Raw genomic sequence first — 22294 nt, forward strand, 5'->3', positions numbered from 1 at the left:
AGCGAATCAGCAAGCTGATCCCTGTTACCGTTCGACTTGCATGTGTTAGGCCTGCCGCCAGCGTTCAATCTGAGCCATGATCAAACTCTTCAATTTAAAAGTTTGATGCTCAAAGAATTAAACTTCGTAATGAATTACGTGTTCACTCTTGAGACTTGGTATTCATTTATCGTCCGAGGACGTTAAGAATCCGTATCTTCGAGTGCCCACACAGATTGTCTGATAAATTGTTAAAGAGCAGTTGCGACGCGGCTTTCAGCTCGCTGTCGCGAGGTGGCGTATATTACGCTTTCCTCTTTCAGAGTCAAGCATTTATTTTTGCTTTTCTCTGTCGGAATTCTCAGGAGAACCCCGCTGACCCGGCGACGTGTTTGCCGTTGTTCCGTGTCAGTGGTGGCGCATTATAGGGAGTTATTCCGGCCTGACAAGCGAAAAATATAAAAAATTTATCGTTCGCTCATTTTTCAGGCAAAACATCTTAAATATAGTCTTTCCCGTCTAACTTATAGACAAAAACGAGCCCCGAAGAGCTCGTTTTATCATTACTGGACGGCGACAATCCGGTCTTCATTAACTTCCAGGCGAATAACTTTACCCGGAACCAATTCACCTGACAGTATCTGCTGTGCCAGCGGGTTTTCGATCTGCTGCTGGATAGCACGTTTCAGAGGACGTGCACCATAGACCGGATCGTAACCGTTCTCGCTCAGCAGTTTCAGCGCCTCGTCAGAAATGTGGATTTCATAACCACGTTCTTCCAGACGTTTGTACAGACGTTTCAACTGAATCTGCGCAATCGACGCAATGTGCTGTTCACCCAGCGGATGGAAGACCACCACTTCATCGATACGGTTAATGAATTCCGGACGGAAGTTATGGCTTACCACACCGAGCACCAGCTCTTTCATGTGCGCATAATCCAGTTCACCGAAGCGTTCCTGAATCAAATCGGAACCGAGGTTAGAGGTCATAATGACAACCGTATTACGGAAGTCGACCGTTCTCCCCTGCCCGTCAGTCAGACGCCCATCATCCAGTACCTGCAACAGAATGTTGAAGACATCCGGATGCGCTTTTTCCACTTCATCCAGCAGGATGACGGAATACGGGCGACGACGCACCGCTTCGGTCAGGTAGCCACCTTCTTCATAACCGACATATCCCGGAGGCGCACCAACCAGACGAGACACCGAGTGTTTCTCCATAAACTCGGACATATCGATACGGACCATCGCCTCGTCGCTATCAAACATAAAGTTCGCCAGCGCCTTACAAAGCTCAGTTTTCCCCACACCAGTTGGGCCGAGGAACAGGAATGAACCAATCGGGCGATTTGGATCCGCCAGCCCCGCACGGCTACGACGAATAGCGTTAGATACCGCATCAACCGCTTCGTTCTGACCAATAACGCGATGGTGCAGTTCTTGCTCCATACGCAGCAGTTTTTCGCGCTCGCTTTCCATCATGCGAGAAACCGGAATCCCAGTCCAACGCGCCAGCACTTCAGCAATTTCGGCGTCGGTCACTTTATTACGCAACAGACGCATAGTTTTGCCTTCGAGCTGCGTTGCGGCTTCCAGTTGCTTTTCCAGTTCCGGGATTTTGCCGTATTGCAGTTCAGACATCCGCGCCAGGTCACCCACACGGCGAGCCTGTTCAATAGCGATTTTCGCCTGTTCCAGTTCCGCTTTAATGGTCTGCGTACCAGAAAGCGATGCTTTCTCTGCTTTCCACTCTTCTTCTAACCCGGAATACTGACGTTCTTTGTCGCTCAGTTCTTCGTTGAGCATATCCAGGCGTTTTTTACTGGCTTCATCAGACTCTTTCATTAACGCCTGTTGTTCCAGTTTGAGCTGGATGATACGACGATCGAGTCGGTCGAGTTCTTCCGGTTTTGAGTCTATCTGCATACGAATGCTGGATGCCGCTTCATCGATCAGGTCGATGGCTTTATCCGGCAACTGACGATCAGCAATGTAGCGATGAGACAACGTCGCCGCAGCAACAATTGCCGGGTCAGTAATTTGTACATGGTGGTGCAGTTCGTAACGTTCTTTCAGGCCACGCAGAATAGCAATGGTGTCTTCTACCGTTGGCTCGGCGACAAATACTTTCTGGAAGCGACGTTCCAGCGCAGCATCTTTTTCGATGTACTGGCGATATTCGTCCAGCGTCGTGGCACCCACGCAGTGCAGTTCACCACGAGCCAACGCCGGTTTCAGCATGTTCCCGGCGTCCATTGCGCCATCGGCTTTACCCGCGCCGACCATAGTATGTAATTCGTCGATAAACAGGATGACGTTGCCTTCCTGTTTAGCGAGATCGTTCAGTACGCCTTTTAAACGTTCTTCAAACTCACCGCGATATTTTGCCCCGGCCACCAGCGCGCCCATATCCAGCGCCAGTACGCGGCGGCCTTTCAGCCCTTCAGGCACTTCGCCATTGATAATACGCTGCGCCAGACCTTCAACGATGGCAGTCTTACCAACGCCAGGTTCACCAATCAGCACCGGGTTATTTTTAGTACGACGTTGCAGTACCTGAATGGTACGGCGAATTTCTTCATCACGACCAATCACCGGATCGAGTTTGCCCTGTTCGGCACGTTCGGTAAGGTCGATGGTGTATTTTTTCAAAGCCTGACGTTGGTCTTCGGCTCCTTGATCGTTCACGCTTTCACCTCCACGCATTTGTTCAATCGCTTGAGTAATGTTGGCGGTGGTCGCCCCTGCTGCTTTCAGGATGTCGGCCAGCGTGCCGCGAGACTCAAGTGCCGCCAGAACGAACAGTTCTGACGAAATAAAATTATCACCACGTTTTTGCGCCAGCTTGTCGCAAAGATTAAGAACGCGCACCAGATCCTGTGAAGGCTGGACATCGCCACCCGTACCTTCAACCTGCGGTAAACGATTTAATGCCTGATTGATATCTGTGCGCAACTGGCCAGCATTAATGCCAGCGGATGTTAATAAAGGGCTAACCGAACCCCCTTCCTGATTCAGCAGGGCGCTCATTAAATGAAGTGGTTCGATGAATTGGTTGTCGTGCCCGAGTGCAAGTGATTGGGCATCGGCAAGAGCAAGCTGGAATTTATTAGTAAGACGATCCAGACGCATAACTCCTCCCATAACGGATCAAAGTTGCTACTGGAGATTAAATGAGGTCATCCCTCAATTATTCAAGGTTATTGACCAGATTAATGTGAAAAGAAAATCACGCGTACCGGATCGTCTTGATTCTTTAGGTTATATCAGCCAAATGAAACTTGCCATACGACCCGTGGTCTTGTCGCGACGATAAGAGAAGAAAGTCTCATTTTCTGTATATGTACAACGGTCGCCGCCGAAAATTTGCTCAACACCAACGCTCGCCAGACGCTGGCGGGCAAGCTGATAAATATCCGCCAGATACTTATCACCATGCTGAATAAAAGCTGCACTCGCTTTGGCGTCTACTGCCATAAATGCCTCGCGAACTTCCGCCCCCACTTCAAACGCACGTGGACCGATTGCTGGCCCTAACCAGGCGAGAATATTTTCTGGATTATCAGCAAAACAGGAAACCGTCTCTTCCAGCACCCCAGCGCACAGCCCACGCCAACCAGCATGGGCTGCAGCCACTTCCGTTCCCGCACGATTACAAAACAGCACGGGCAGGCAGTCGGCAGTCATCACTGCGCAAATTGTGCCGGGCGTGTTGCTATAAGAGGCATCCGCTCGTTTTGAAGCATAAGGTTCGCCAGTAAGCTTAAGCACATCTTTACCGTGCACCTGCTCAAGCCAAACCGGTTTTGAAGGCAAATTGCCTGCAGCAAAAAGCCGCTTGCGATTCTCCTCAACGTGATCCGGGTTATCGCCACAATGGGCGCCGAGGTTGAGCGAGTCGTAAGGCGGCAAGCTCACGCCGCCGATACGGGTAGAGCTACAAGCCGCAACACCTTTTGGCAGCGGCCACTGCGGGACAATCAGCTTACTCATAACCAGTCAACTTCATCCTTATGCTCTTCGAAATCGGCGCGCATCACCTCAATCAGCTCCACCATATCTTGTGGAATAGGCGCATGCCATTCCATTTCGATGCCGGAGATTGGGTGATAAAGACGCAGCATGGTTGCATGAAGCGCCTGGCGGTCAAACTTACGCAGCGTGGAGATAAATGCTTCCGAAGCCCCTTTTGGCGGACGCGGACGGCCACCATAAACCGGATCGCCCACCAGCGGATGAGTGATATGGGCCATATGCACGCGGATCTGGTGCGTACGTCCAGTTTCCAGACGCAACCGCAGACGCGTGTGCACACGGAAGTGTTCCATGATGCGATAGTGAGTCACCGCCGGTTTGCCCATCGGATGCACCGCCATGTGAGTACGTTTGGTCGGGTGGCGGCTGATTGGTTCATCTACTGTCCCGCCAGCGGTCATATGACCAATTGCCACCGCTTCATACTCACGAGTAATTTCACGCCTTTGCAAAGATTCGACTAAACGCGTCTGAGCCGGAACGGTTTTTGCGACAACCATCAGACCAGTGGTGTCTTTATCCAGACGATGGACAATGCCCGCACGTGGAACATCAGCAATGGGCGGATAGTAATGAAGCAACGCATTCAGTACCGTGCCATCCGGGTTACCCGCGCCAGGATGTACCACCAGGTCGCGCGGTTTATTAATGACGATGATATCTTCATCTTCATAGACGATATCCAGCGGGATATCCTGCGGTTCAAAACGCGCTTCTTCTTCAATCTCAGCGTTGATGGCAACCTGCTCGCCACCCAATACTTTTTCTTTCGGCTTATCACAAACTTTGCCGTTTACCAGCACGCGCTGGTCGAGGATCCATTCTTTTATTCGCGAACGTGAATAATCCGGGAACATTTCGGCCAAAGCCTGATCTAAGCGTTGACCGAGTTGGTTTTCGGACACCGTTGCAGTGAGCTGTACTCGTTGTGCCATATATACTGCTTCTTCGTTTATCGTTGGGGTTTTACGGCTTTGCCGTTTAATATAGTGTGCTATTGTAGCTGGTCTTAACCGGGAGCAGGAACAGAGAATCTCCCGTATTACATTTTGAGGAAAGTCAAAACGTCATGACGCGCATGAAATATCTGGTGGCAGCCGCCACACTAAGCCTGTTTTTGGCGGGTTGCTCGGGGTCAAAGGAAGAAGTACCTGATAATCCGCCAAATGAAATTTACGCGACTGCGCAACAAAAGCTGCAGGACGGTAACTGGAGACAGGCAATAACGCAACTGGAAGCGTTAGATAATCGCTATCCGTTTGGTCCGTATTCGCAGCAGGTGCAGCTGGATCTCATCTACGCCTACTATAAAAACGCCGATTTGCCGTTAGCGCAGGCTGCCATCGATCGTTTTATTCGCCTTAACCCGACCCATCCGAATATCGATTATGTCATGTACATGCGTGGCCTGACCAATATGGCGCTGGATGACAGTGCGCTGCAAGGGTTCTTTGGCGTTGACCGTAGCGATCGCGATCCTCAACATGCACGAGCTGCGTTTAGTGACTTTTCCAAATTGGTTCGCGGCTATCCGAACAGTCAGTACACCACCGATGCCACCAAACGTCTGGTATTCCTGAAAGATCGTCTGGCGAAATATGAATACTCCGTTGCTGAGTACTATACAGAACGTGGTGCATGGGTTGCCGTCGTTAACCGTGTAGAAGGCATGTTGCGCGATTACCCGGATACCAAGGCTACGCGTGATGCGCTGCCGCTGATGGAAAATGCATACCGTCAGATGCAGATGAATGCGCAAGCTGAAAAAGTAGCGAAAATCATCGCCGCAAATAGCAGCAATACATAACAGAATTCTGAGACGCAAAACGGCAGCCCTTAAGCTGCCGTTTTTTTATTCTATAACAACCGTGACTGAAGCTATTTAGTCGCGACCGATCTCATCAAATATGGCTCGGTTTGAGACATTCCTCAAGTAAAAAAACACCTCTTCCTGCGATTTCTCACAAAAAAGCTTCGTTGACAAAAAGTGACAAAATTATGAGATTTCCATCACATATTTTGACATCAGGAACGGTATGCTGAATTCACCAAGACGGGAAGACAAGAGGTAAAATTTATGACAATGAACATTACCAGCAAACAAATGGAAATTACTCCGGCCATCCGCCAACATGTCGCAGACCGTCTCGCCAAACTGGAAAAATGGCAAACACATCTGATTAATCCACATATCATTCTGTCCAAAGAGCCACAAGGGTTCGTTGCTGACGCCACAATCAATACACCTAACGGCGTTCTGGTTGCCAGTGGTAAACATGAAGATATGTACACCGCAATTAACGAATTGATCAACAAGCTGGAACGGCAGCTCAATAAACTGCAGCACAAAGGCGAAGCACGTCGTGCCGCAACATCGGTGAAAGACGCCAACTTCGTCGAAGAAGTTGAAGAAGAGTAGTCCTTTATATTGAGTGTATCGCCAACGCGCCTTCGGGCGCGTTTTTTGTTGACAGCGTGAAAACAGTACAGGTACTGTACTGAAGTCGCTTAAGGAAACAAACATGAAACACACGCCGTTCTTCTTCGCATTCTTTTTTACCTTCCCCTGAATGGGAGGCGTTTCGTCGTGTGAAACAGAATGCGAAGACGAACAATAAGGCCTCCCAAACCGGGGGGCCTTTTTTATTGATAACAAAAAAGGCAACACTATGACATCGGAAACCCCATTACTGGCGCTGCGCGAGAAAATCAGCGCGCTGGATGAAAAATTACTGGCGTTACTGGCAGAGCGGCGCGAACTGGCCGTCGAGGTGGGAAAAGCCAAACTGCTCTCGCATCGCCCGGTACGTGATATTGATCGTGAACGCGATTTACTGGAAAGATTAATTACGCTCGGTAAAGCGCACCATCTGGACGCCCATTACATTACTCGCCTGTTCCAGCTCATCATTGAAGATTCCGTATTAACTCAGCAGGCACTGCTCCAGCAGCATCTCAATAAAATTAATCCACATTCAGCTCGTATTGCTTTTCTCGGCCCTAAAGGTTCCTATTCACACCTTGCCGCACGTCAGTACGCCGCCCGCCATTTCGAACAATTTATTGAAAGCGGTTGCGCAAAATTTGCCGATATTTTTAATCAGGTGGAAACGGGTCAGGCCGACTATGCCGTTGTACCGATTGAAAATACCAGCTCAGGTGCCATAAACGACGTTTACGATCTACTGCAACATACCAGCTTATCGATTGTCGGCGAGATGACGCTGACCATCGACCACTGCCTGCTGGTTTCTGGTACTACAGATTTATCAACCATCACTACAGTCTACAGCCATCCACAGCCGTTCCAGCAATGCAGTAAATTCCTTAATCGTTACCCGCACTGGAAAATTGAATATACCGAAAGTACATCTGCGGCGATGGAAAAGGTTGCACAGGCAAAATCACCGCATATTGCTGCACTGGGGAGCGAGGCCGGCGGCACCTTGTACGGTTTACAGGTACTGGAGCGTATTGAGGCAAACCAGCGACAAAACTTCACCCGATTTGTGGTGCTGGCACGTAAAGCCATTAATGTGTCTGACCAGGTTCCGGCAAAAACCACGCTGTTAATAGCGACCGGACAACAAGCTGGTGCACTGGTTGAAGCATTGCTGGTACTGCGCAACCATAATCTGATTATGACCCGTCTGGAATCACGCCCGATTCACGGTAATCCGTGGGAAGAGATGTTTTATCTGGATATTCAGGCCAATCTTGAATCAGCGGAAATGCAAAAAGCATTGAAAGAATTAGGTGAAATCACCCGTTCGATGAAGGTATTGGGCTGTTACCCCAGTGAGAACGTAGTGCCTGTTGATCCGGCGTGATGAAATCGTGCCGGGTGATGTCTCCCCCGGCACAAGATGACTACTGGCGACTGTCGTTCGCCTGACGCAATAACACGCGGCTTTCACTCTGAAAACGTTGCGCATAATCGCCAAACCAGTTTTCCACCTTGCGGAAACTGTCGATAAACGCCTGCTTGTCCCCTTTCTCCAGCAGCTCAATTGCCTCGCCAAAACGCTTATAGTAACGCTTGATCAACGCCAGATTACGTTCCGACGACATAATAATATCAGCATATAGTTGCGGATCCTGAGCAAACAGTCGCCCGACCATCGCCAGCTCAAGGCGGTAAATGGGCGAAGAGAGCGCCAGAAGTTGCTCAAGCTGAACATTTTCTTCTGCCAGGTGCAGGCCATAAGCAAAAGTGGCAAAGTGGCGCAGTGCCTGAATAAACGCCATATTCTGATCGTGTTCGACGGCGCTAATCCGATGCAGCCTCGCACCCCAGACCTGAATTTGCTCCAGGAACCATTGATATGCTTCCGGCTGGCGTCCATCGCACCAGACCACCACCTGCTTCGCCAGACTGCCGCTGTCCGGGCCGAACATCGGGTGAAGCCCCAGCACCGGGCCATCATGCGCCGCCAGCATGGCCTGTAACGGTCCATTTTTCACCGATGCCAGATCGACCAGAATACAGTCTTGCGGTAAACGTGGTAATTTGGCGATGACCTGTTCGGTCACATGAATAGGCACACTGACAATCACCATTCCGGCATCGGCAACAATATCAGCCGCTCGTTCCCAGTCATGTTGCTCCAGAATCCGCACCTGATAACCCGAGAGGGTCAGCATCTTCTCGAACAAGCGCCCCATCTGACCGCCACCGCCGACGATAACCACCGGACGCAACGTAGGACAAAGCGTTTTAAACCCTTTGTCGTTCTCACTGGAGTAGGATTCACGCATAACCCGACGCAGGATATCTTCAATCAGATCCGGCGGCACGCCGAGGGCTTCCGCCTCAGCGCGCCGCGAGGCCAGCATCGATGCCTCGCGCTCCGGAACATAAATAGGCAGTCCAAAGCGACTTTTCACCTCGCCCACTTCAGCAACCAGTTCCAGACGCTTCGCTAATAAATTCAGCAGCTCTTTATCGACTTCATCAATTTGATCGCGTAACGCGGTCAACTCAGCAACCATAATAAACCTCTTAAGCCACGCGTGCCGTCAGCTGCCCGTTCAGATCCTGATGAATCTCACGCAGCAAGGCATCGGTCATTTCCCAGCTAATGCAGGCATCGGTTACGGATACACCGTATTTCATTTCGCTGCGCGGTTGCTCGGAAGACTGATTGCCCTCGTGGATGTTACTTTCGATCATCAGACCAATAATTGAACGATTGCCATCTTTAATCTGGGCAACCACGGACTCTGCCACCGCAGGCTGACGGCGATAATCTTTATTGGAATTACCGTGACTGCAATCTACCATCAGAGACGGACGCAGTCCCGCCTGTTCCATCTCTTTTTCACATTGCGCGACATCTGCAGGGCTGTAGTTCGGCGCTTTACCGCCACGTAGGATCACATGTCCGTCCGGATTCCCCTGAGTTTGTAGCAACGCAACCTGCCCTGCCTGGTTAATACCAACAAAACGGTGTGGCTGAGCGGCAGCGCGCATGGCGTTAATTGCCGTTGCCAGACTGCCGTCGGTGCCGTTTTTAAAACCAACCGGCATAGATAGCCCGGATGCCATTTCACGGTGCGTTTGCGATTCCGTGGTACGAGCACCAATTGCCGACCAGCTAAACAGATCGCCCAGGTATTGCGGACTGTTTGGATCTAACGCTTCTGTCGCCAGCGGCAGCCCCATGCTCACCAGTTCAAGCAGCAATTTACGCGCGATTTGCAGGCCGGCTTCTACGTCAAAAGAGCCATCCATATGAGGATCGTTAATTAACCCTTTCCAGCCGACAGTCGTACGGGGTTTTTCAAAATAGACGCGCATCACCAGATAGAGGCTATCGCTGACCTCTGCGGCAAGAGCTTTAAATCGACGAGCATATTCCAGAGCGGTTTCAGGGTCATGAATGGAGCAAGGCCCACAAACTACCAACAGACGAGGATCGCGCCCGGCGATAATATCTGAAATAGTTTTACGCGAATCAGCAATCTGGGCTTCTTGTTGCTGGCTTAATGGAAAAGCTGCCTTCAACTGTTCCGGGGTCATCAGAACCTGTTCGTCGGTAATGTGTACGTTATTCAGCGCGTCTTTTTGCATGATGGCGATCCTGTTTATGCTCGTTTGCGATAGTTGATCCTCAACGAGGATGACGTAACGATAACACAGCAAGTAAAGATTTCAATCCATATTTCGTAAATATTACTTTACACATGCAATTTTAATAAGCTATAGGCCTCCAAATTCGTATAAATAAATTTACACCCTCATTAAAAACAATCCGCTATGCTTTGAAAAAGGAGAGAAAATGATGAAAAAATTTATCGGTTCCTTGTTGGCTTTAGTGGTTTGTGGTTGCCAGATTGATCCTTATACTCACGCGCCAAACTTAACCAGCACCGACTGGTATGATGTTGGTATGGAAGATGCAATATCTGGTATTGCCATAAAAGATGGCGATACATTTAGCGATTCACAGGCTGATCGGAGGGTATACCTTAAAGGATATGCCGAAGGACAAAAGAAAACCTGCCAAATCGATTTTACTTATGCCAGAGGGCTTTCCGGTAAAAGTTTCCCTGCCAGCTGCAACAATGTTGAAAATGCCAACCAACTACATGAAGCATGGCAAAAAGGGGCAGAGGAAAATGCCAGCACGATGCGATTAAATTAACTGGAGCGTCATCAACAAATTAGTCATAAGATTTAACTCACTCAAACTTTAATTCTCATCGTGATGACGCCCGCATAAAAGAATGATATTTTAATGAGTATTCTGAAAAAATTATCGATGCATTTCGAGCGACGGTGGTGAGGATCCCTGAATGCGTTTTTCTCACCGGCTGTTTTTACTGCTAATTTCTCTCCTGCCGAGCGCACCATTACTTGCTCAGGAAACCACTGACGCTGCGAAAAATGTGCGCCAGATGGTTTCCGGTATTGTCAGCTACACTCGCTGGCCAGCGTTATCTGGCCCGCCAAAGCTATGTATTTTTTCATCTTCACGTTTTAGTACCACCCTGCAAGATAATGGCGCGACTTCTTTACCTTATCTGCCCGTCATCATTCACAGCAAACAAGAAGCACTGATTTCAGACTGCAATGGTTTTTATTTTGGCAACGAATCACCGACATTCCAGATGGAATTAATCAAACAATATCCGTCTAAGGCGTTATTATTAATTGCCGAACAAAATGCAGAGTGCATTATTGGCAGCGCCTTTTGTCTGATCATCAACAATAATGATGTCAGATTTGCCGTAAACCTGGATGCCTTATCGCGTAGTGGTGTGAAGGTCAACCCGGATGTCTTAATGCTCGCTCGGAAGAAAAAAGATGGATAACGATAATTCTCTTAATAAGCGACCAACGTTTAAAAGAGCATTACGCAACATCAGCATGACCAGCATCTTTATCACCATGACGCTGATCTGGCTGCTGCTTTCCGTGACGTCGGTACTGACACTGAAACAATATACGCAAAAAAATCTGGCGCTCACCGCAGCAACCATGACTTATAGTCTGGAAGCAGCGGTCGTTTTTGCCGATGGTTCGGCAGCGACAGAAACCCTGGCCGCGCTGGGGCAGCAAGGTCAATTTTCAACCGCTGAAGTACGTGATAATCAGCAAAATATCATTGCATCCTGGCACTACACAGCCAGAGAACCGGGAGATAGATTCAGTAATTTCATTAGCCACTGGCTCTTTCCCGCACCGGTAATTCAGCCCATTCGCCACAATGGAAAAATCATCGGCGAAGTCCAGTTAACCGCTCGCGACAGTTCAATCAGCCATTTCATCTGGTTTTCACTCGCTGTGCTTACCGGTTGTATTCTGCTGGCATCAGGCATTGCAATCACCCTCACCCGCCATTTGCATAACGGACTGGTGGAGGCGCTAAAAAACATTACTGATGTAGTTCATGATGTGCGATCTAACCGCAATTTTTCCCGACGAGTTTCGGAAGAGCGTATCGCAGAGTTTCACCGCTTTGCCCTCGACTTCAATAGTCTGCTGGATGAAATGGAAGAGTGGCAGCTTCGTTTACAGGCAAAAAATGCGCAACTCTTACGTACTGCCCTGCATGATCCGTTAACCGGCCTGGCTAACCGCGCAGCATTCCGCAACTGCATCAATACGTTAATGAGTGATTCTACCGTTCGGGAAACCTCAGCCTTACTTTTTCTTGATGGCGATAATTTTAAATATATCAATGACACATGGGGTCACGCGACGGGCGATCAGGTCTTGATCGAGATAGCAACACGGTTAATGGAATTTAGCGGGAAACGGCATCAAGCGTACCGTATAGGAGGCGATGAGTTCGCCATGATTCTGTATGGCGTACTGTCAGAATATGAAGTGCAGCGTATCTGTACAGCTCTCACACAAACCTTTCATCGCCCATTCGATCTCCATAACGGTCACCAGACAAGTATGACCTTAAGTATTGGATACGCTCTGACTCGCGAACACGCTTCTGTGGAAAAATTACAAGAGCTTGCCGATCGTAATATGTATCAAGCCAAACATCAGCGCGCCGAAAAGCTGGTGAAATAACAAGGAAATATCTACATGATAAAGCAACTGGTAGCACCTCTGGTTTTCTCCACTCTGATACTGGCTGGTTGCCAGACTCCACAAGGCAAATTCACCCCAGAGCAAGTCGCTGCTATGCAGTCTTATGGTTTTACTGAATCTGCAGGTGACTGGTCGCTTGGCTTATCCGACACTATTTTGTTTGCTAAAAATGACTACAAACTGCTTCCGGAAAGTCAGCAACAAATCCAGACCATGGCGGCAAAACTGACCTCTACCGGGCTAACACACGCCCGTATGGATGGTCACACCGATAACTATGGTGAAGATAGCTACAACGAAGCCTTATCACTGAAGCGAGCGAATGTCGTCGCCGATGCCTGGGCTGAGGGTGGGCAAATTCCGCGCAGTAATCTCACTACTCAGGGTTTAGGGAAAAAATATCCTATTGCAAGTAACAAGACAGCACAGGGTCGCGCTGAGAACCGTCGCGTCGCTGTGGTGATTAGTGCACCGTAAACGCAATTTCAATAGATAAAAAAAGGGCCAGCCAATTGGCCAGCCCTTCTTAACAGGATGTCGCTTAAGCGAAATCTTAGTTAAGACGCTCTTTGATACGAGCAGCCTTACCAGTACGCTCACGCAGGTAGTACAGTTTAGCTTTACGAACAGCACCACGACGTTTGACAGAAATGCTGTCAACTACCGGAGAGTGAGTCTGGAAGACACGCTCAACGCCTTCGCCGTTGGAAATTTTACGAACAGTGAATGCAGAGTGCAGACCGCGGTTACGAATAGCGATAACCACGCCCTCGAATGCCTGCAGACGTTTTTTGGAACCTTCAACAACCCATACTTTCACTTCCACGGTATCACCCGGACGGAAGGAAGGTACGTCCTGCTTCATCTGCTCTTGTTCAAGTTGCTTAATAATGTTGCTCATAATTTAATCTCTTATCCTGGGTAAACTGATATTTCGGGGGCTTACGCCATCCCATCATGTTTATGTTGCTGTTGTGCGTGTTCCGTTTTGAACTCCGCCAGCAACCTTGCTTGCTCTTCAGTCAGAGCCAGGTTTTCCAGAAGTTCAGGTCTTCTAAGCCAGGTACGACCCAGCGACTGTTTCAAACGCCAGCGACGTATCTCGGCATGGTTGCCCGACAGTAACACTGACGGAACTTCCATCCCTTCTAACACCTCAGGCCGCGTATAGTGCGGGCAATCCAGCAATCCTTCAGCAAAGGAATCTTCCGTTGCTGATGCTTCGTGACCCAGTACGCCCGGAATAAACCGGGAAACGGAGTCAATCAGCGTCATTGCTGGTAACTCACCACCGCTGAGAACGTAATCGCCGATTGACCATTCTTCGTCAATTTCGGTTTGGATCACGCGCTCATCTATACCTTCGTAGCGACCGCACACCAGAATCAATTTTTGATTCGTTGCCAGTTCGCTGACGCCCGCTTGATCAAGCTTGCGCCCCTGCGGTGACAGATAGATCACCTTAGCGCCTTCACCCGCCGCGCTTTTTGCTGCATGAATGGCGTCCCGTAAAGGTTGCACCATCATTAACATCCCCGGTCCGCCGCCGTAAGGACGATCGTCCACGGTACGGTGCCGGTCATGCGTGAAGTCACGTGGACTCCAGCTCTGGATGCTCAGCAGGCCATTTTTCACTGCCCGGCCAGTTACCCCGTAATCGGTAATTGCGCGGAACATTTCAGGAAACAGGCTAATTATGCCAATCCACATAGCGCCGTCTTTTACCGTTTATCCGGTGGTTTAAAAACCAGGATCCCAATCTACTTCGATTGAACGAGTAGTGAGATCGACTTTCTTGATAACCTGCCCATCGAGGAACGGTACGAGACGTTCCTTGATACCAAACGCATCTTTCAGGTTTGCCTTAATGACGAGAACGTCATTAGATCCGGTTTCCATCATGTCGACGACTTTACCGAGATCGTAGCCTTCAGTGGTCACTACCTGGCAGCCCATCAGGTCTTTCCAGTAGTAGTCACCCTCTTCAAGCTGGGGCAGCTGCGATGAATCCACGACAATTTCACAATTCGTCAGCAGGTTCGCCGCATCACGATCGTCAACACCTTTCAGCTTGATGATCATGTCCTGATTGTGGTGCTTCCAGCTTTCCAGCTGGACTTGCTGCCACTGACCCGCTTTCTGGATAAACCAGGGCTGATAGTCAAAAATGCTTTCGGCGTCTTCGGTGGAAGAAAACACTCTGAGCCACCCACGAATACCGTAAGACGAACCCATTTTTCCCAAAACGATGGGATCAACAGGTGCTTGCGCGGTGAGTTGTTTGCTCATCATGACCACCGTGACAGATTAAGCTGCTTTGTTTACTTCTTTGATCAGCGCAGCAACGCGATCAGAAATAGTTGCGCCCTGGCCAACCCAGTGAGCGATGCGATCCAGATCCAGGCGAGTGCCTTCTTCTTTTTCGCTAGCGATTGGGTTGAAGAAACCAACGCGCTCGATGAAGCGACCGTTGCGTGCATTACGGCTGTCAGCGACAACAACCTGGTAGAACGGACGCTTTTTAGCGCCGTGACGTGCTAAACGAATAGTTACCATAACATCCTCTTGTGTGAATAAAACAACCGGACCCCATCGAGGAACGGAGTCCGGTGTCATATTAAAAGCCCGAAAATTTTACTGATTTCTGGAGAAAATGCAATCAGCAGTTAATAACTCTGTCGCATAAGGTCATTTAGCGACCAGGAAATCCCGGCGGCATCATCCCTTTCATGCTTCTCATCATCTTCGCCATTCCGCCCTTCTTCATTTTCTTCATCATGCGCTGCATGTCGTCGAACTGCTTCAGAAGACGGTTAACGTCCTGTACCTGCATACCGCAACCGGCAGCGATACGGCGTTTACGCGAACCTTTGATGATTTCTGGCTTAGCGCGCTCTTTCATCGTCATCGAGTTGATGATGGCTTCCATACGCACCAGCACTTTATCGTCCATTTGCGATTTCACGTTATCCGGGATCTGCCCCATACCCGGCAGTTTGCCCATCAGGCTGGCCATGCCGCCCATATTTTTCATCTGGCGCAGCTGCTCAAGGAAATCGTTAAGATCGAAGCCGTCGCCTTTTTTCAGCTTGCTGGCTAACTTCTCTGCCTGCGCGCGGTCAACTTTACTTTCGATATCTTCGATCAACGACAGAACATCGCCCATGCCGAGAATACGCGACGCGATGCGGTCCGGGTGGAACGGCTCCAGCGCCTCTGTTTTCTCGCCAACACCGAGGAACTTGATAGGCTTGCCGGTAATATGGCGAATAGAAAGCGCCGCACCGCCACGCGCATCACCGTCCACTTTGGTCAACACTACGCCGGTAAGCGGTAACGCTTCATTGAATGCTTTCGCCGTATTGGCGGCATCCTGACCGGTCATGGCGTCAACCACAAACAGGGTTTCAACCGGGTTAATCGACGCGTGGACTTGTTTGATCTCGTCCATCATCGCTTCGTCAACGTGCAGACGACCGGCGGTATCCACCAGCAGCACGTCGTAGAATTTCAGCTTAGCTTCTTTCAGCGCCGCGTTAACGATATCAACCGGCTTCTGACCAACATCTGAAGGGAAGAAATCGACGCCTACCTGTTCAGCCAGCGTCTCAAGCTGTTTGATTGCCGCCGGGCGATAAACGTCGGCAGAAACCACCAGCACTTTCTTCTTGTGCTTCTCGCGCAGGAACTTACCGAGTTTACCCACGCTGGTTGTTTTACCGGCACCTTGCAGGCCCGCCATCAGCACCACCGCAGGCGGTTGCGCAGCCAGGTTCAGGGTCTGGTTCTCTTCGCCCATCGCCGCAACCAACTCGTTACGGACGATTTTGACGAACTCCTGCCCCGGCGTCAGGCTTTTATTAACTTCATGACCAACCGCTTTCTCTTTTACGCGATTGATAAACTCACGCACTACCGGCAGAGCGACGTCCGCCTCCAGCAGCGCCATGCGCACTTCGCGCAGCGTATCTTTAACGTTGTCTTCAGTAAGGCGTCCACGGCCACTGATATTGCGCAGCGTGCGCGACAAACGATCGGTTAAATTATCAAACATTGTCTCTCGCCTGGGGTGGAAACGGTTGGCCGCAATCGCGACACATCATCTGTATTTTGCCGCAGTATAACATGAAGGCGTCTTTGTTGTTATGCAACGGTTGGAGCAGCGTTCACCTGACGCTATACTGCTTTTCTTTCTCATTGCTCAAACTGTCGACATCACTATGCCCGTTTTTGCTCTGCTCGCGCTCGTCGCCTACTCCGTCAGTCTCGCGCTGATTGTTCCCGGTCTGCTGCAAAAAAACGGCGGCTGGCGGCGAATGGCTATTATTTCTGCGGTCATCGCGCTGGTCTGCCACGCTATCGCTCTTGAAGCCCGCATTTTGCCAGGCGGCGATAGCGGACAAAACCTTAGCCTGTTGAATGTCGGTTCGCTGGTCAGCCTGATGATCTGTACGGTAATGACCATCGTGGCCTCACGCAACCGTGGTTGGCTGCTGTTGCCGATTGTTTATGCCTTTGCGCTCATCAATCTGGCGCTGGCAACCTTCATGCCCAATGAATACATCACTCATCTGGAAGCGACGCCAGGAATGCTGGTACACATTGGCTTATCGCTCTTTTCCTATGCCACGCTGATTATTGCAGCCCTGTACGCGTTGCAACTGGCATGGATTGATTACCAACTGAAGAACAAGAAGCTGGCGTTTAATCAGGAAATGCCTCCGCTGATGAGTATTGAGCGTAAAATGTTCCACATCACGCAAATTGGCGTGGTGCTGTTAACGCTCACTCTTTGTACCGGCCTGTTCTACATGCACAACTTATTTAGCATGGAAAATATCGACAAGGCTGTGCTCTCTATCGTGGCGTGGTTTGTCTATATTGTGCTGCTGTGGGGGCATTATCATGAAGGATGGCGTGGACGCCGCGTCGTCTGGTTTAACGTCGCGGGTGCGGTCATTCTGACACTGGCCTACTTCGGCAGCCGAATTGTCCAGCAGTTAATCAGCTAAACCAGAAAAGGAGTTTCCCCTGGAACACATATCTACTACCACGTTGATCATAATTCTGATCATCATGGTGGTCATTTCAGCCTATTTTTCCGGCTCCGAAACCGGAATGATGACCCTAAACCGCTATCGTCTGCGACATATGGCGAAACAGGGTAATCGCTCGGCCAAACGCGTCGAAAAATTGCTGCGTAAGCCAGACCGCCTGATAAGCCTGGTGTTAATCGGCAATAACCTGGTCAATATTCTTGCCTCTGCGCTCGGCACTATTGTTGGGATGCGTTTGTACGGCGATGCGGGCGTGGCAATTGCGACTGGTGTGCTGACTTTTGTCGTACTGGTTTTTGCTGAGGTATTGCCGAAAACCATTGCCGCGCTGTACCCGGAAAAAGTCGCTTATCCGAGTAGTTTTCTGCTGGCTCCGCTGCAAATTTTGATGATGCCGCTGGTCTGGTTGCTGAATGCTATCACCCGTATGCTGATGCGCATGATGGGTATCAAAACCGATATCGTGGTTAGCGGCTCTTTGAGCAAAGAAGAGTTGCGCACTATCGTGCACGAATCGCGCTCACAAATTTCCCGTCGCAATCAGGATATGCTGCTGTCGGTGCTCGATCTGGAAAAAATGACCGTTGATGACATCATGGTGCCGCGCAGTGAAATTATCGGTATTGATATCAACGATGACTGGAAATCTATTCTGCGCCAACTCTCCCACTCACCTCACGGGCGCATCGTGCTTTACCGTGATTCGCTGGACGACGCCATCAGTATGCTGCGAGTACGTGAAGCCTGGCGGTTGATGTCGGAGAAAAAAGAGTTCACCAAAGAAACCATGCTGCGCGCCGCGGACGAGATCTATTTTGTGCCCGAAGGTACGCCGCTCAGCACGCAGTTGGTAAAGTTTCAGCGCAACAAAAAGAAAGTCGGCCTGGTCGTCAACGAGTATGGAGACATTCAGGGGCTGGTGACGGTTGAAGATATTCTGGAAGAGATTGTCGGCGATTTCACTACGTCGATGTCGCCAACACTTGCCGAAGAAGTCACGCCGCAAAACGACGGTTCGGTGATTATTGATGGCACTGCCAACGTGCGGGAAATCAACAAAGCCTTTAACTGGCATCTACCGGAAGATGATGCCCGCACGGTTAATGGCGTCATTCTTGAGGCACTGGAAGAGATCCCTGTCGCAGGCACCCGCGTGCGTATTGGCGAGTACGATATAGATATTCTCGACGTACAGGACAATATGATTAAGCAGGTAAAAGTTTTTCCTGTGAAACCGCTGCGCGAGAGTGTGGCGGAGTAACTAAAACGGCCCGGCATTCGCATGCAGGGCCGTGAATTATTACGAAAACAGAAATTAAGCTTTTGCCTTCGCTACAGTAACCATCGCCGCACGAATCGTACGACCATTCAGCGTATAACCCTTCTGCATAATGCCCAGTACGTTACCTGGCGCAACGTCATCAGATTCCACCATTGCGATAGCCTGATGCACATTCGGGTCCAGCGGCACGTTAGTTTCGGCGATCACTTCAACACCAAACTTACGCACAACATCCAGCATCGACTTCAGCGTCAGCTCAATGCCTTCAACCATCGCAGACATATCCGGGTTAGCTTTATCAGCCACTTCCAGCGCACGATCCAGGCTATCAATCACCGGCAGCAATTCGTTGATGAATTTCTCCAGCGCGAATTTGTGGGCTTTTTCGATATCCAGTTCAGTACGACGACGCAGGTTTTCCATTTCGGCTTTTACGCGCAAAATACCGTCACGTTCACGGGTCTGAGCTTCAGCCAGCTGAGCTTCGAGATTCGCAATTTTTTCATCGCGCGGATCCACCTGCTCAGCAGAAGCTTCTGGCTCAACTGCCTCAATCTCTTCGTGCTGATCCATGATAATTTCTTCCTGGGCTTGCCCCTCAGGCGTTTTCTGTTCTTTACTACTCATGAATTTCTCCGCGTTTTTTTCGCATTCATCTCGCTAACTTCGCTTATTATGGGGATCAGTTTCAGGGTTTCAAGGGAAGCACTCACATTGTCATCAATCTTCGCAACAAGGACCTCGGAAAAATGAATAATCATTTCAAGTGTATTGGCATTGTGGGACACCCACGGCACCCTACTGCACTGACAACACATGAAATGCTCTACCGCTGGCTGTGCACAAAAGGTTACGAGGTCATCGTTGAGCAACAAATCGCTCACGAACTGCAACTGAAGAATGTGAAAACTGGCACGCTCGCGGAGATTGGGCAACTGGCTGATCTCGCGGTAGTCGTTGGTGGCGACGGTAATATGCTGGGCGCGGCGCGCACGCTCGCCCGCTACGATATTAAAGTTATTGGAATCAACCGTGGCAACCTGGGTTTCCTGACTGACCTTGACCCCGATAACGCCCAGCAACAATTAGCCGATGTGCTGGAAGGTCACTACATCAGCGAGAAACGTTTTTTGCTGGAAGCGCAAGTCTGTCAGCAAGACTGCCAAAAGCGCATCAGCACCGCGATTAACGAAGTGGTACTTCATCCTGGCAAAGTGGCGCATATGATTGAGTTCGAAGTGTATATCGACGAGATCTTTGCGTTTTCTCAGCGATCTGATGGACTAATTATTTCGACGCCAACAGGCTCCACCGCCTATTCCCTCTCTGCAGGCGGTCCTATTCTGACCCCCTCTCTGGATGCAATTACCCTAGTGCCCATGTTCCCGCATACGTTGTCAGCACGACCACTGGTCATAAACAGCAGCAGCACGATCCGTCTGCGTTTTTCGCATCGCCGTAACGACCTGGAAATCAGTTGCGACAGCCAGATAGCACTGCCGATTCAGGAAGGTGAAGATGTCCTGATTCGTCGCTGTGATTACCATCTGAATCTGATTCATCCGAAAGATTACAGTTATTTCAATACATTAAGCACCAAGCTCGGCTGGTCAAAAAAATTATTCTAATTTTACGCCAGCCTCTTTACTGTATATAAAACCAGTTTATACTGTACACAATAACAGTAATGGTTTTTCATACAGGAAAACAACTATGTTGGCACAACTGACCATCAGCAACTTTGCTATCGTTCGTGAGCTTGAGATTGATTTTCATAGCGGCATGACCGTAATAACTGGCGAAACCGGTGCGGGTAAATCTATTGCAATAGATGCCCTCGGTCTTTGTCTCGGTGGTCGCGCTGAAGCCGACATGGTGCGTACCGGCGCTGCTCGCGCTGACCTGTGCGCCCGTTTTTCTCTGAAAGATACGCCAGCGGCTCTGCACTGGCTGGAAGAAAACCAGCTTGAAGACGGGCATGAATGTTTGCTTCGTCGCGTAATCAGCAACGATGGTCGCTCACGAGGTTTTATCAACGGTACAGCTGTTCCTCTGTCACAACTGCGCGAACTGGGTCAGTTGCTCATTCAGATCCATGGTCAGCACGCTCATCAATTACTCACCAAACCTGAGCACCAAAAATTCCTGCTTGATGGCTATGCCAATGAAACCTCTCTACTTCAGGAAATGACCGCACGTTATCAGTTGTGGCATCAAAGCTGCCGTGACCTCGCGCATCATCAACAGTTAAGTCAGGAACGCGCCGCCCGTGCGGAACTGCTGCAATACCAATTAAAAGAACTTAACGAATTTAATCCGCAGCCCGGAGAGTTTGAGCAAATCGACGAAGAGTACAAACGTCTGGCGAACAGCGGTCAATTGCTGACCACCAGCCAGAATGCATTGGCATTAATGGCCGACGGTGAAGACGCAAACCTGCAAAGTCAGCTTTACACGGCTAAACAACTGGTGAGCGAATTGATTGGCATGGACAGCAAACTGTCCGGCGTACTTGATATGCTGGAAGAAGCTACCATCCAGATTGCTGAAGCCAGCGACGAACTGCGCCACTACTGCGATCGTCTGGATCTCGATCCCAACCGACTGTTTGAACTTGAACAGCGCATCTCAAAACAGATTTCGCTGGCACGTAAACATCACGTCAGCCCTGAGGCATTACCACAGTATTACCAGTCGCTACTGGAAGAACAGCAGCAACTGGACGATCAGGCCGACTCACAAGAAACGCTCGCGCTGGCGGTAACGAAACATCATCAGCAGGCACTGGAAACCGCGCGCGCATTACACCAACAACGCCAGCAATATGCAGAAGAACTTGCACAGCTGATCACCGACAGTATGCATGCGCTCTCAATGCCGCATGGGCAGTTTACGATCGATGTTAAATTTGACGAGCATCACCTGGGCGCTGACGGTGCCGATCGTATTGAGTTTCGGGTAACCACCAACCCAGGTCAGCCAATGCAGCCTATTGCCAAAGTCGCATCCGGTGGTGAATTGTCCCGCATCGCATTGGCAATTCAGGTCATCACGGCGCGTAAAATGGAAACCCCGGCACTGATTTTTGATGAAGTGGATGTAGGGATTAGCGGTCCAACAGCGGCAGTTGTCGGCAAACTGCTGCGTCAACTCGGCGAATCAACTCAGGTGATGTGTGTTACCCACCTGCCACAAGTCGCGGGATGTGGTCATCAACACTATTTTGTCAGCAAAGAAACCGATGGTGCGATGACAGAAACGCATATGCAATCCCTGAATAAAAAAGCGCGGTTACAAGAGCTGGCGCGCCTGCTTGGTGGCAGTGAAGTCACACGTAACACACTGGCGAATGCGAAAGAACTGCTTGCGGCGTAAACTTTTT

The 22294-nt window shown here is 49.9% G+C and carries 23 protein-coding genes, 1 rRNA gene and 1 other annotated feature; of the genes, 12 read left to right on the plus strand and 12 right to left on the minus strand.

Going from position 1 to position 22294, the window contains the following annotated elements; translation table 11 throughout:
• The 4 genes from A7589_RS05940 to rluD all read right to left on the minus strand — a co-directional run.
• Positions 1-96, minus strand: a 16S ribosomal RNA gene (locus tag A7589_RS05940); the annotation flags it as partial.
• A gap of 446 nt (positions 97-542) precedes the next feature.
• On the minus strand, positions 543-3116 hold the full coding sequence (gene clpB, locus A7589_RS05945) for an ATP-dependent chaperone ClpB (protein WP_105282793.1): 2574 nt from the start codon (positions 3114-3116) through the stop codon (positions 543-545).
• A gap of 129 nt (positions 3117-3245) precedes the next feature.
• The gene (gene yfiH, locus A7589_RS05950) at positions 3246-3977 is read right to left on the minus strand and encodes a purine nucleoside phosphorylase YfiH (protein ID WP_000040125.1); all 732 of its coding nucleotides are present in this window, start codon (positions 3975-3977) and stop codon (positions 3246-3248) included.
• Positions 3974-4954: a 23S rRNA pseudouridine(1911/1915/1917) synthase RluD gene (gene rluD / locus A7589_RS05955; protein ID WP_000079112.1), complete on the minus strand. Its 981-nt coding sequence runs from the start codon at positions 4952-4954 to the stop codon at positions 3974-3976. Before rluD ends, yfiH begins: the two co-directional genes overlap by 4 nt.
• A 134-nt stretch (positions 4955-5088) precedes the next feature.
• Here rluD and bamD point away from each other — a divergent pair, with 134 nt between their 5' ends.
• From bamD to pheA, 4 genes are all read left to right on the plus strand, one after another.
• Complete coding sequence (gene bamD / locus A7589_RS05960) at positions 5089-5826, plus strand: outer membrane protein assembly factor BamD (protein ID WP_000197682.1); 738 nt, start codon at positions 5089-5091, stop codon at positions 5824-5826.
• A 270-nt stretch (positions 5827-6096) separates the two neighbouring features.
• On the plus strand, positions 6097-6438 hold the full coding sequence (gene raiA / locus A7589_RS05965) for a ribosome-associated translation inhibitor RaiA (RefSeq protein WP_000178456.1): 342 nt from the start codon (positions 6097-6099) through the stop codon (positions 6436-6438).
• Between the two features lie 102 nt (positions 6439-6540).
• Positions 6541-6666, plus strand: a sequence feature (Phe leader region).
• A complete protein-coding gene (gene pheL / locus A7589_RS05970) occupies positions 6542-6589 on the plus strand; it encodes a pheA operon leader peptide PheL (protein WP_001386991.1) in 48 nt (15 codons plus the stop codon). (Overlaps the previous feature by 48 nt.)
• A 22-nt stretch (positions 6667-6688) precedes the next feature.
• Entirely contained in the window at positions 6689-7849 is a 1161-nt protein-coding gene (pheA, locus tag A7589_RS05975) for a bifunctional chorismate mutase/prephenate dehydratase (RefSeq protein WP_000200175.1), read from the plus strand.
• Positions 7850-7889: 40 nt separating this feature from the next.
• Here pheA and tyrA read toward each other — a convergent pair whose 3' ends face one another.
• Positions 7890-9011, minus strand: coding sequence for a bifunctional chorismate mutase/prephenate dehydrogenase (tyrA, locus tag A7589_RS05980; RefSeq protein WP_000225242.1), 1122 nt, complete (start codon positions 9009-9011; stop codon positions 7890-7892).
• Between the two features lie 10 nt (positions 9012-9021).
• Entirely contained in the window at positions 9022-10092 is a 1071-nt protein-coding gene (gene aroF / locus A7589_RS05985) for a 3-deoxy-7-phosphoheptulonate synthase AroF (RefSeq protein WP_001168056.1), read from the minus strand.
• A 208-nt stretch (positions 10093-10300) separates the two neighbouring features.
• Between aroF and A7589_RS05990 the strand changes: the two genes are divergently transcribed.
• From A7589_RS05990 to A7589_RS06005, 4 genes are all read left to right on the plus strand, one after another.
• Positions 10301-10666, plus strand: a complete 366-nt coding sequence (locus A7589_RS05990; RefSeq protein ID WP_000976010.1) for a DUF2799 domain-containing protein — start codon at positions 10301-10303, stop codon at positions 10664-10666.
• Between the two features lie 151 nt (positions 10667-10817).
• On the plus strand, positions 10818-11336 hold the full coding sequence (gene yfiR / locus A7589_RS05995) for a regulatory sequestration protein YfiR (RefSeq protein WP_001212409.1): 519 nt from the start codon (positions 10818-10820) through the stop codon (positions 11334-11336).
• Complete coding sequence (gene dgcN, locus A7589_RS06000) at positions 11329-12552, plus strand: diguanylate cyclase DgcN/YfiN (protein ID WP_105282792.1); 1224 nt, start codon at positions 11329-11331, stop codon at positions 12550-12552. Before yfiR ends, dgcN begins: the two co-directional genes overlap by 8 nt.
• A gap of 15 nt (positions 12553-12567) precedes the next feature.
• On the plus strand, positions 12568-13050 hold the full coding sequence (locus tag A7589_RS06005; protein ID WP_000595359.1) for an OmpA family protein: 483 nt from the start codon (positions 12568-12570) through the stop codon (positions 13048-13050).
• 76 nt (positions 13051-13126) lie between these two features.
• Here A7589_RS06005 and rplS read toward each other — a convergent pair whose 3' ends face one another.
• From rplS to ffh, 5 genes are all read right to left on the minus strand, one after another.
• Complete coding sequence (gene rplS, locus A7589_RS06010; protein WP_000065253.1) at positions 13127-13474, minus strand: 50S ribosomal protein L19; 348 nt, start codon at positions 13472-13474, stop codon at positions 13127-13129.
• 41 nt (positions 13475-13515) lie between these two features.
• On the minus strand, positions 13516-14283 hold the full coding sequence (gene trmD, locus A7589_RS06015) for a tRNA (guanosine(37)-N1)-methyltransferase TrmD (RefSeq protein WP_000264785.1): 768 nt from the start codon (positions 14281-14283) through the stop codon (positions 13516-13518).
• Positions 14284-14313: 30 nt separating this feature from the next.
• Positions 14314-14862, minus strand: a complete 549-nt coding sequence (rimM, locus tag A7589_RS06020; RefSeq protein WP_000043335.1) for a ribosome maturation factor RimM — start codon at positions 14860-14862, stop codon at positions 14314-14316.
• 18 nt (positions 14863-14880) lie between these two features.
• Positions 14881-15129, minus strand: a complete 249-nt coding sequence (gene rpsP / locus A7589_RS06025; protein ID WP_000256450.1) for a 30S ribosomal protein S16 — start codon at positions 15127-15129, stop codon at positions 14881-14883.
• A gap of 136 nt (positions 15130-15265) precedes the next feature.
• A complete protein-coding gene (gene ffh / locus A7589_RS06030) occupies positions 15266-16627 on the minus strand; it encodes a signal recognition particle protein (protein WP_000460035.1) in 1362 nt (453 codons plus the stop codon).
• Between the two features lie 166 nt (positions 16628-16793).
• On the opposite strand from ffh, the gene A7589_RS06035 reads away from it, so the two are divergent.
• Both A7589_RS06035 and A7589_RS06040 read left to right on the plus strand, forming a co-directional pair.
• The gene (locus tag A7589_RS06035) at positions 16794-17585 is read left to right on the plus strand and encodes a cytochrome C assembly family protein (RefSeq protein WP_024165125.1); all 792 of its coding nucleotides are present in this window, start codon (positions 16794-16796) and stop codon (positions 17583-17585) included.
• 19 nt (positions 17586-17604) lie between these two features.
• On the plus strand, positions 17605-18891 hold the full coding sequence (locus A7589_RS06040; protein WP_010723175.1) for an HlyC/CorC family transporter: 1287 nt from the start codon (positions 17605-17607) through the stop codon (positions 18889-18891).
• A 54-nt stretch (positions 18892-18945) separates the two neighbouring features.
• Here the strand turns inward: A7589_RS06040 and grpE are convergent, their stop codons facing one another.
• Positions 18946-19539 (minus strand): nucleotide exchange factor GrpE, encoded by a 594-nt coding sequence (gene grpE, locus A7589_RS06045; RefSeq protein WP_024257339.1) that lies wholly within the window; start codon positions 19537-19539, stop codon positions 18946-18948.
• Between the two features lie 122 nt (positions 19540-19661).
• On the opposite strand from grpE, the gene nadK reads away from it, so the two are divergent.
• Positions 19662-20540: an NAD(+) kinase gene (nadK, locus tag A7589_RS06055; protein WP_001059169.1), complete on the plus strand. Its 879-nt coding sequence runs from the start codon at positions 19662-19664 to the stop codon at positions 20538-20540.
• Positions 20541-20625: 85 nt separating this feature from the next.
• Complete coding sequence (gene recN, locus A7589_RS06060) at positions 20626-22287, plus strand: DNA repair protein RecN (protein WP_000880897.1); 1662 nt, start codon at positions 20626-20628, stop codon at positions 22285-22287.
• The last annotated feature ends 7 nt before the right edge of the window (positions 22288-22294 follow it).

Source organism: Escherichia sp. MOD1-EC6475 (assembly GCF_003046645.1).
Classification (GTDB): Bacteria; Pseudomonadota; Gammaproteobacteria; order Enterobacterales; family Enterobacteriaceae; genus Escherichia; species Escherichia ruysiae.

What these genes read in the sequence shown, in the direction of transcription:
- trmD (WP_000264785.1), bottom strand. Translation starts at nt 14,283, where the DNA reads ATGTGGATTGGCATAATTAGCCTGTTTCCTGAAATGTTCCGCGCAATT.
- clpB (WP_105282793.1), bottom strand. Translation starts at nt 3,116, where the DNA reads ATGCGTCTGGATCGTCTTACTAATAAATTCCAGCTTGCTCTTGCCGAT.
- A7589_RS06005 (WP_000595359.1), top strand. Translation starts at nt 12,568, where the DNA reads ATGATAAAGCAACTGGTAGCACCTCTGGTTTTCTCCACTCTGATACTG.
- rpsP (WP_000256450.1), bottom strand. Translation starts at nt 15,129, where the DNA reads ATGGTAACTATTCGTTTAGCACGTCACGGCGCTAAAAAGCGTCCGTTC.
- rluD (WP_000079112.1), bottom strand. Translation starts at nt 4,954, where the DNA reads ATGGCACAACGAGTACAGCTCACTGCAACGGTGTCCGAAAACCAACTC.
- yfiH (WP_000040125.1), bottom strand. Translation starts at nt 3,977, where the DNA reads ATGAGTAAGCTGATTGTCCCGCAGTGGCCGCTGCCAAAAGGTGTTGCG.
- nadK (WP_001059169.1), top strand. Translation starts at nt 19,662, where the DNA reads ATGAATAATCATTTCAAGTGTATTGGCATTGTGGGACACCCACGGCAC.
- rplS (WP_000065253.1), bottom strand. Translation starts at nt 13,474, where the DNA reads ATGAGCAACATTATTAAGCAACTTGAACAAGAGCAGATGAAGCAGGAC.
- A7589_RS05990 (WP_000976010.1), top strand. Translation starts at nt 10,301, where the DNA reads ATGATGAAAAAATTTATCGGTTCCTTGTTGGCTTTAGTGGTTTGTGGT.
- ffh (WP_000460035.1), bottom strand. Translation starts at nt 16,627, where the DNA reads ATGTTTGATAATTTAACCGATCGTTTGTCGCGCACGCTGCGCAATATC.
- yfiR (WP_001212409.1), top strand. Translation starts at nt 10,818, where the DNA reads ATGCGTTTTTCTCACCGGCTGTTTTTACTGCTAATTTCTCTCCTGCCG.
- recN (WP_000880897.1), top strand. Translation starts at nt 20,626, where the DNA reads ATGTTGGCACAACTGACCATCAGCAACTTTGCTATCGTTCGTGAGCTT.
- bamD (WP_000197682.1), top strand. Translation starts at nt 5,089, where the DNA reads ATGACGCGCATGAAATATCTGGTGGCAGCCGCCACACTAAGCCTGTTT.
- pheA (WP_000200175.1), top strand. Translation starts at nt 6,689, where the DNA reads ATGACATCGGAAACCCCATTACTGGCGCTGCGCGAGAAAATCAGCGCG.
- rimM (WP_000043335.1), bottom strand. Translation starts at nt 14,862, where the DNA reads ATGAGCAAACAACTCACCGCGCAAGCACCTGTTGATCCCATCGTTTTG.
- A7589_RS06035 (WP_024165125.1), top strand. Translation starts at nt 16,794, where the DNA reads ATGCCCGTTTTTGCTCTGCTCGCGCTCGTCGCCTACTCCGTCAGTCTC.
- raiA (WP_000178456.1), top strand. Translation starts at nt 6,097, where the DNA reads ATGACAATGAACATTACCAGCAAACAAATGGAAATTACTCCGGCCATC.
- grpE (WP_024257339.1), bottom strand. Translation starts at nt 19,539, where the DNA reads ATGAGTAGTAAAGAACAGAAAACGCCTGAGGGGCAAGCCCAGGAAGAA.
- dgcN (WP_105282792.1), top strand. Translation starts at nt 11,329, where the DNA reads ATGGATAACGATAATTCTCTTAATAAGCGACCAACGTTTAAAAGAGCA.
- aroF (WP_001168056.1), bottom strand. Translation starts at nt 10,092, where the DNA reads ATGCAAAAAGACGCGCTGAATAACGTACACATTACCGACGAACAGGTT.
- tyrA (WP_000225242.1), bottom strand. Translation starts at nt 9,011, where the DNA reads ATGGTTGCTGAGTTGACCGCGTTACGCGATCAAATTGATGAAGTCGAT.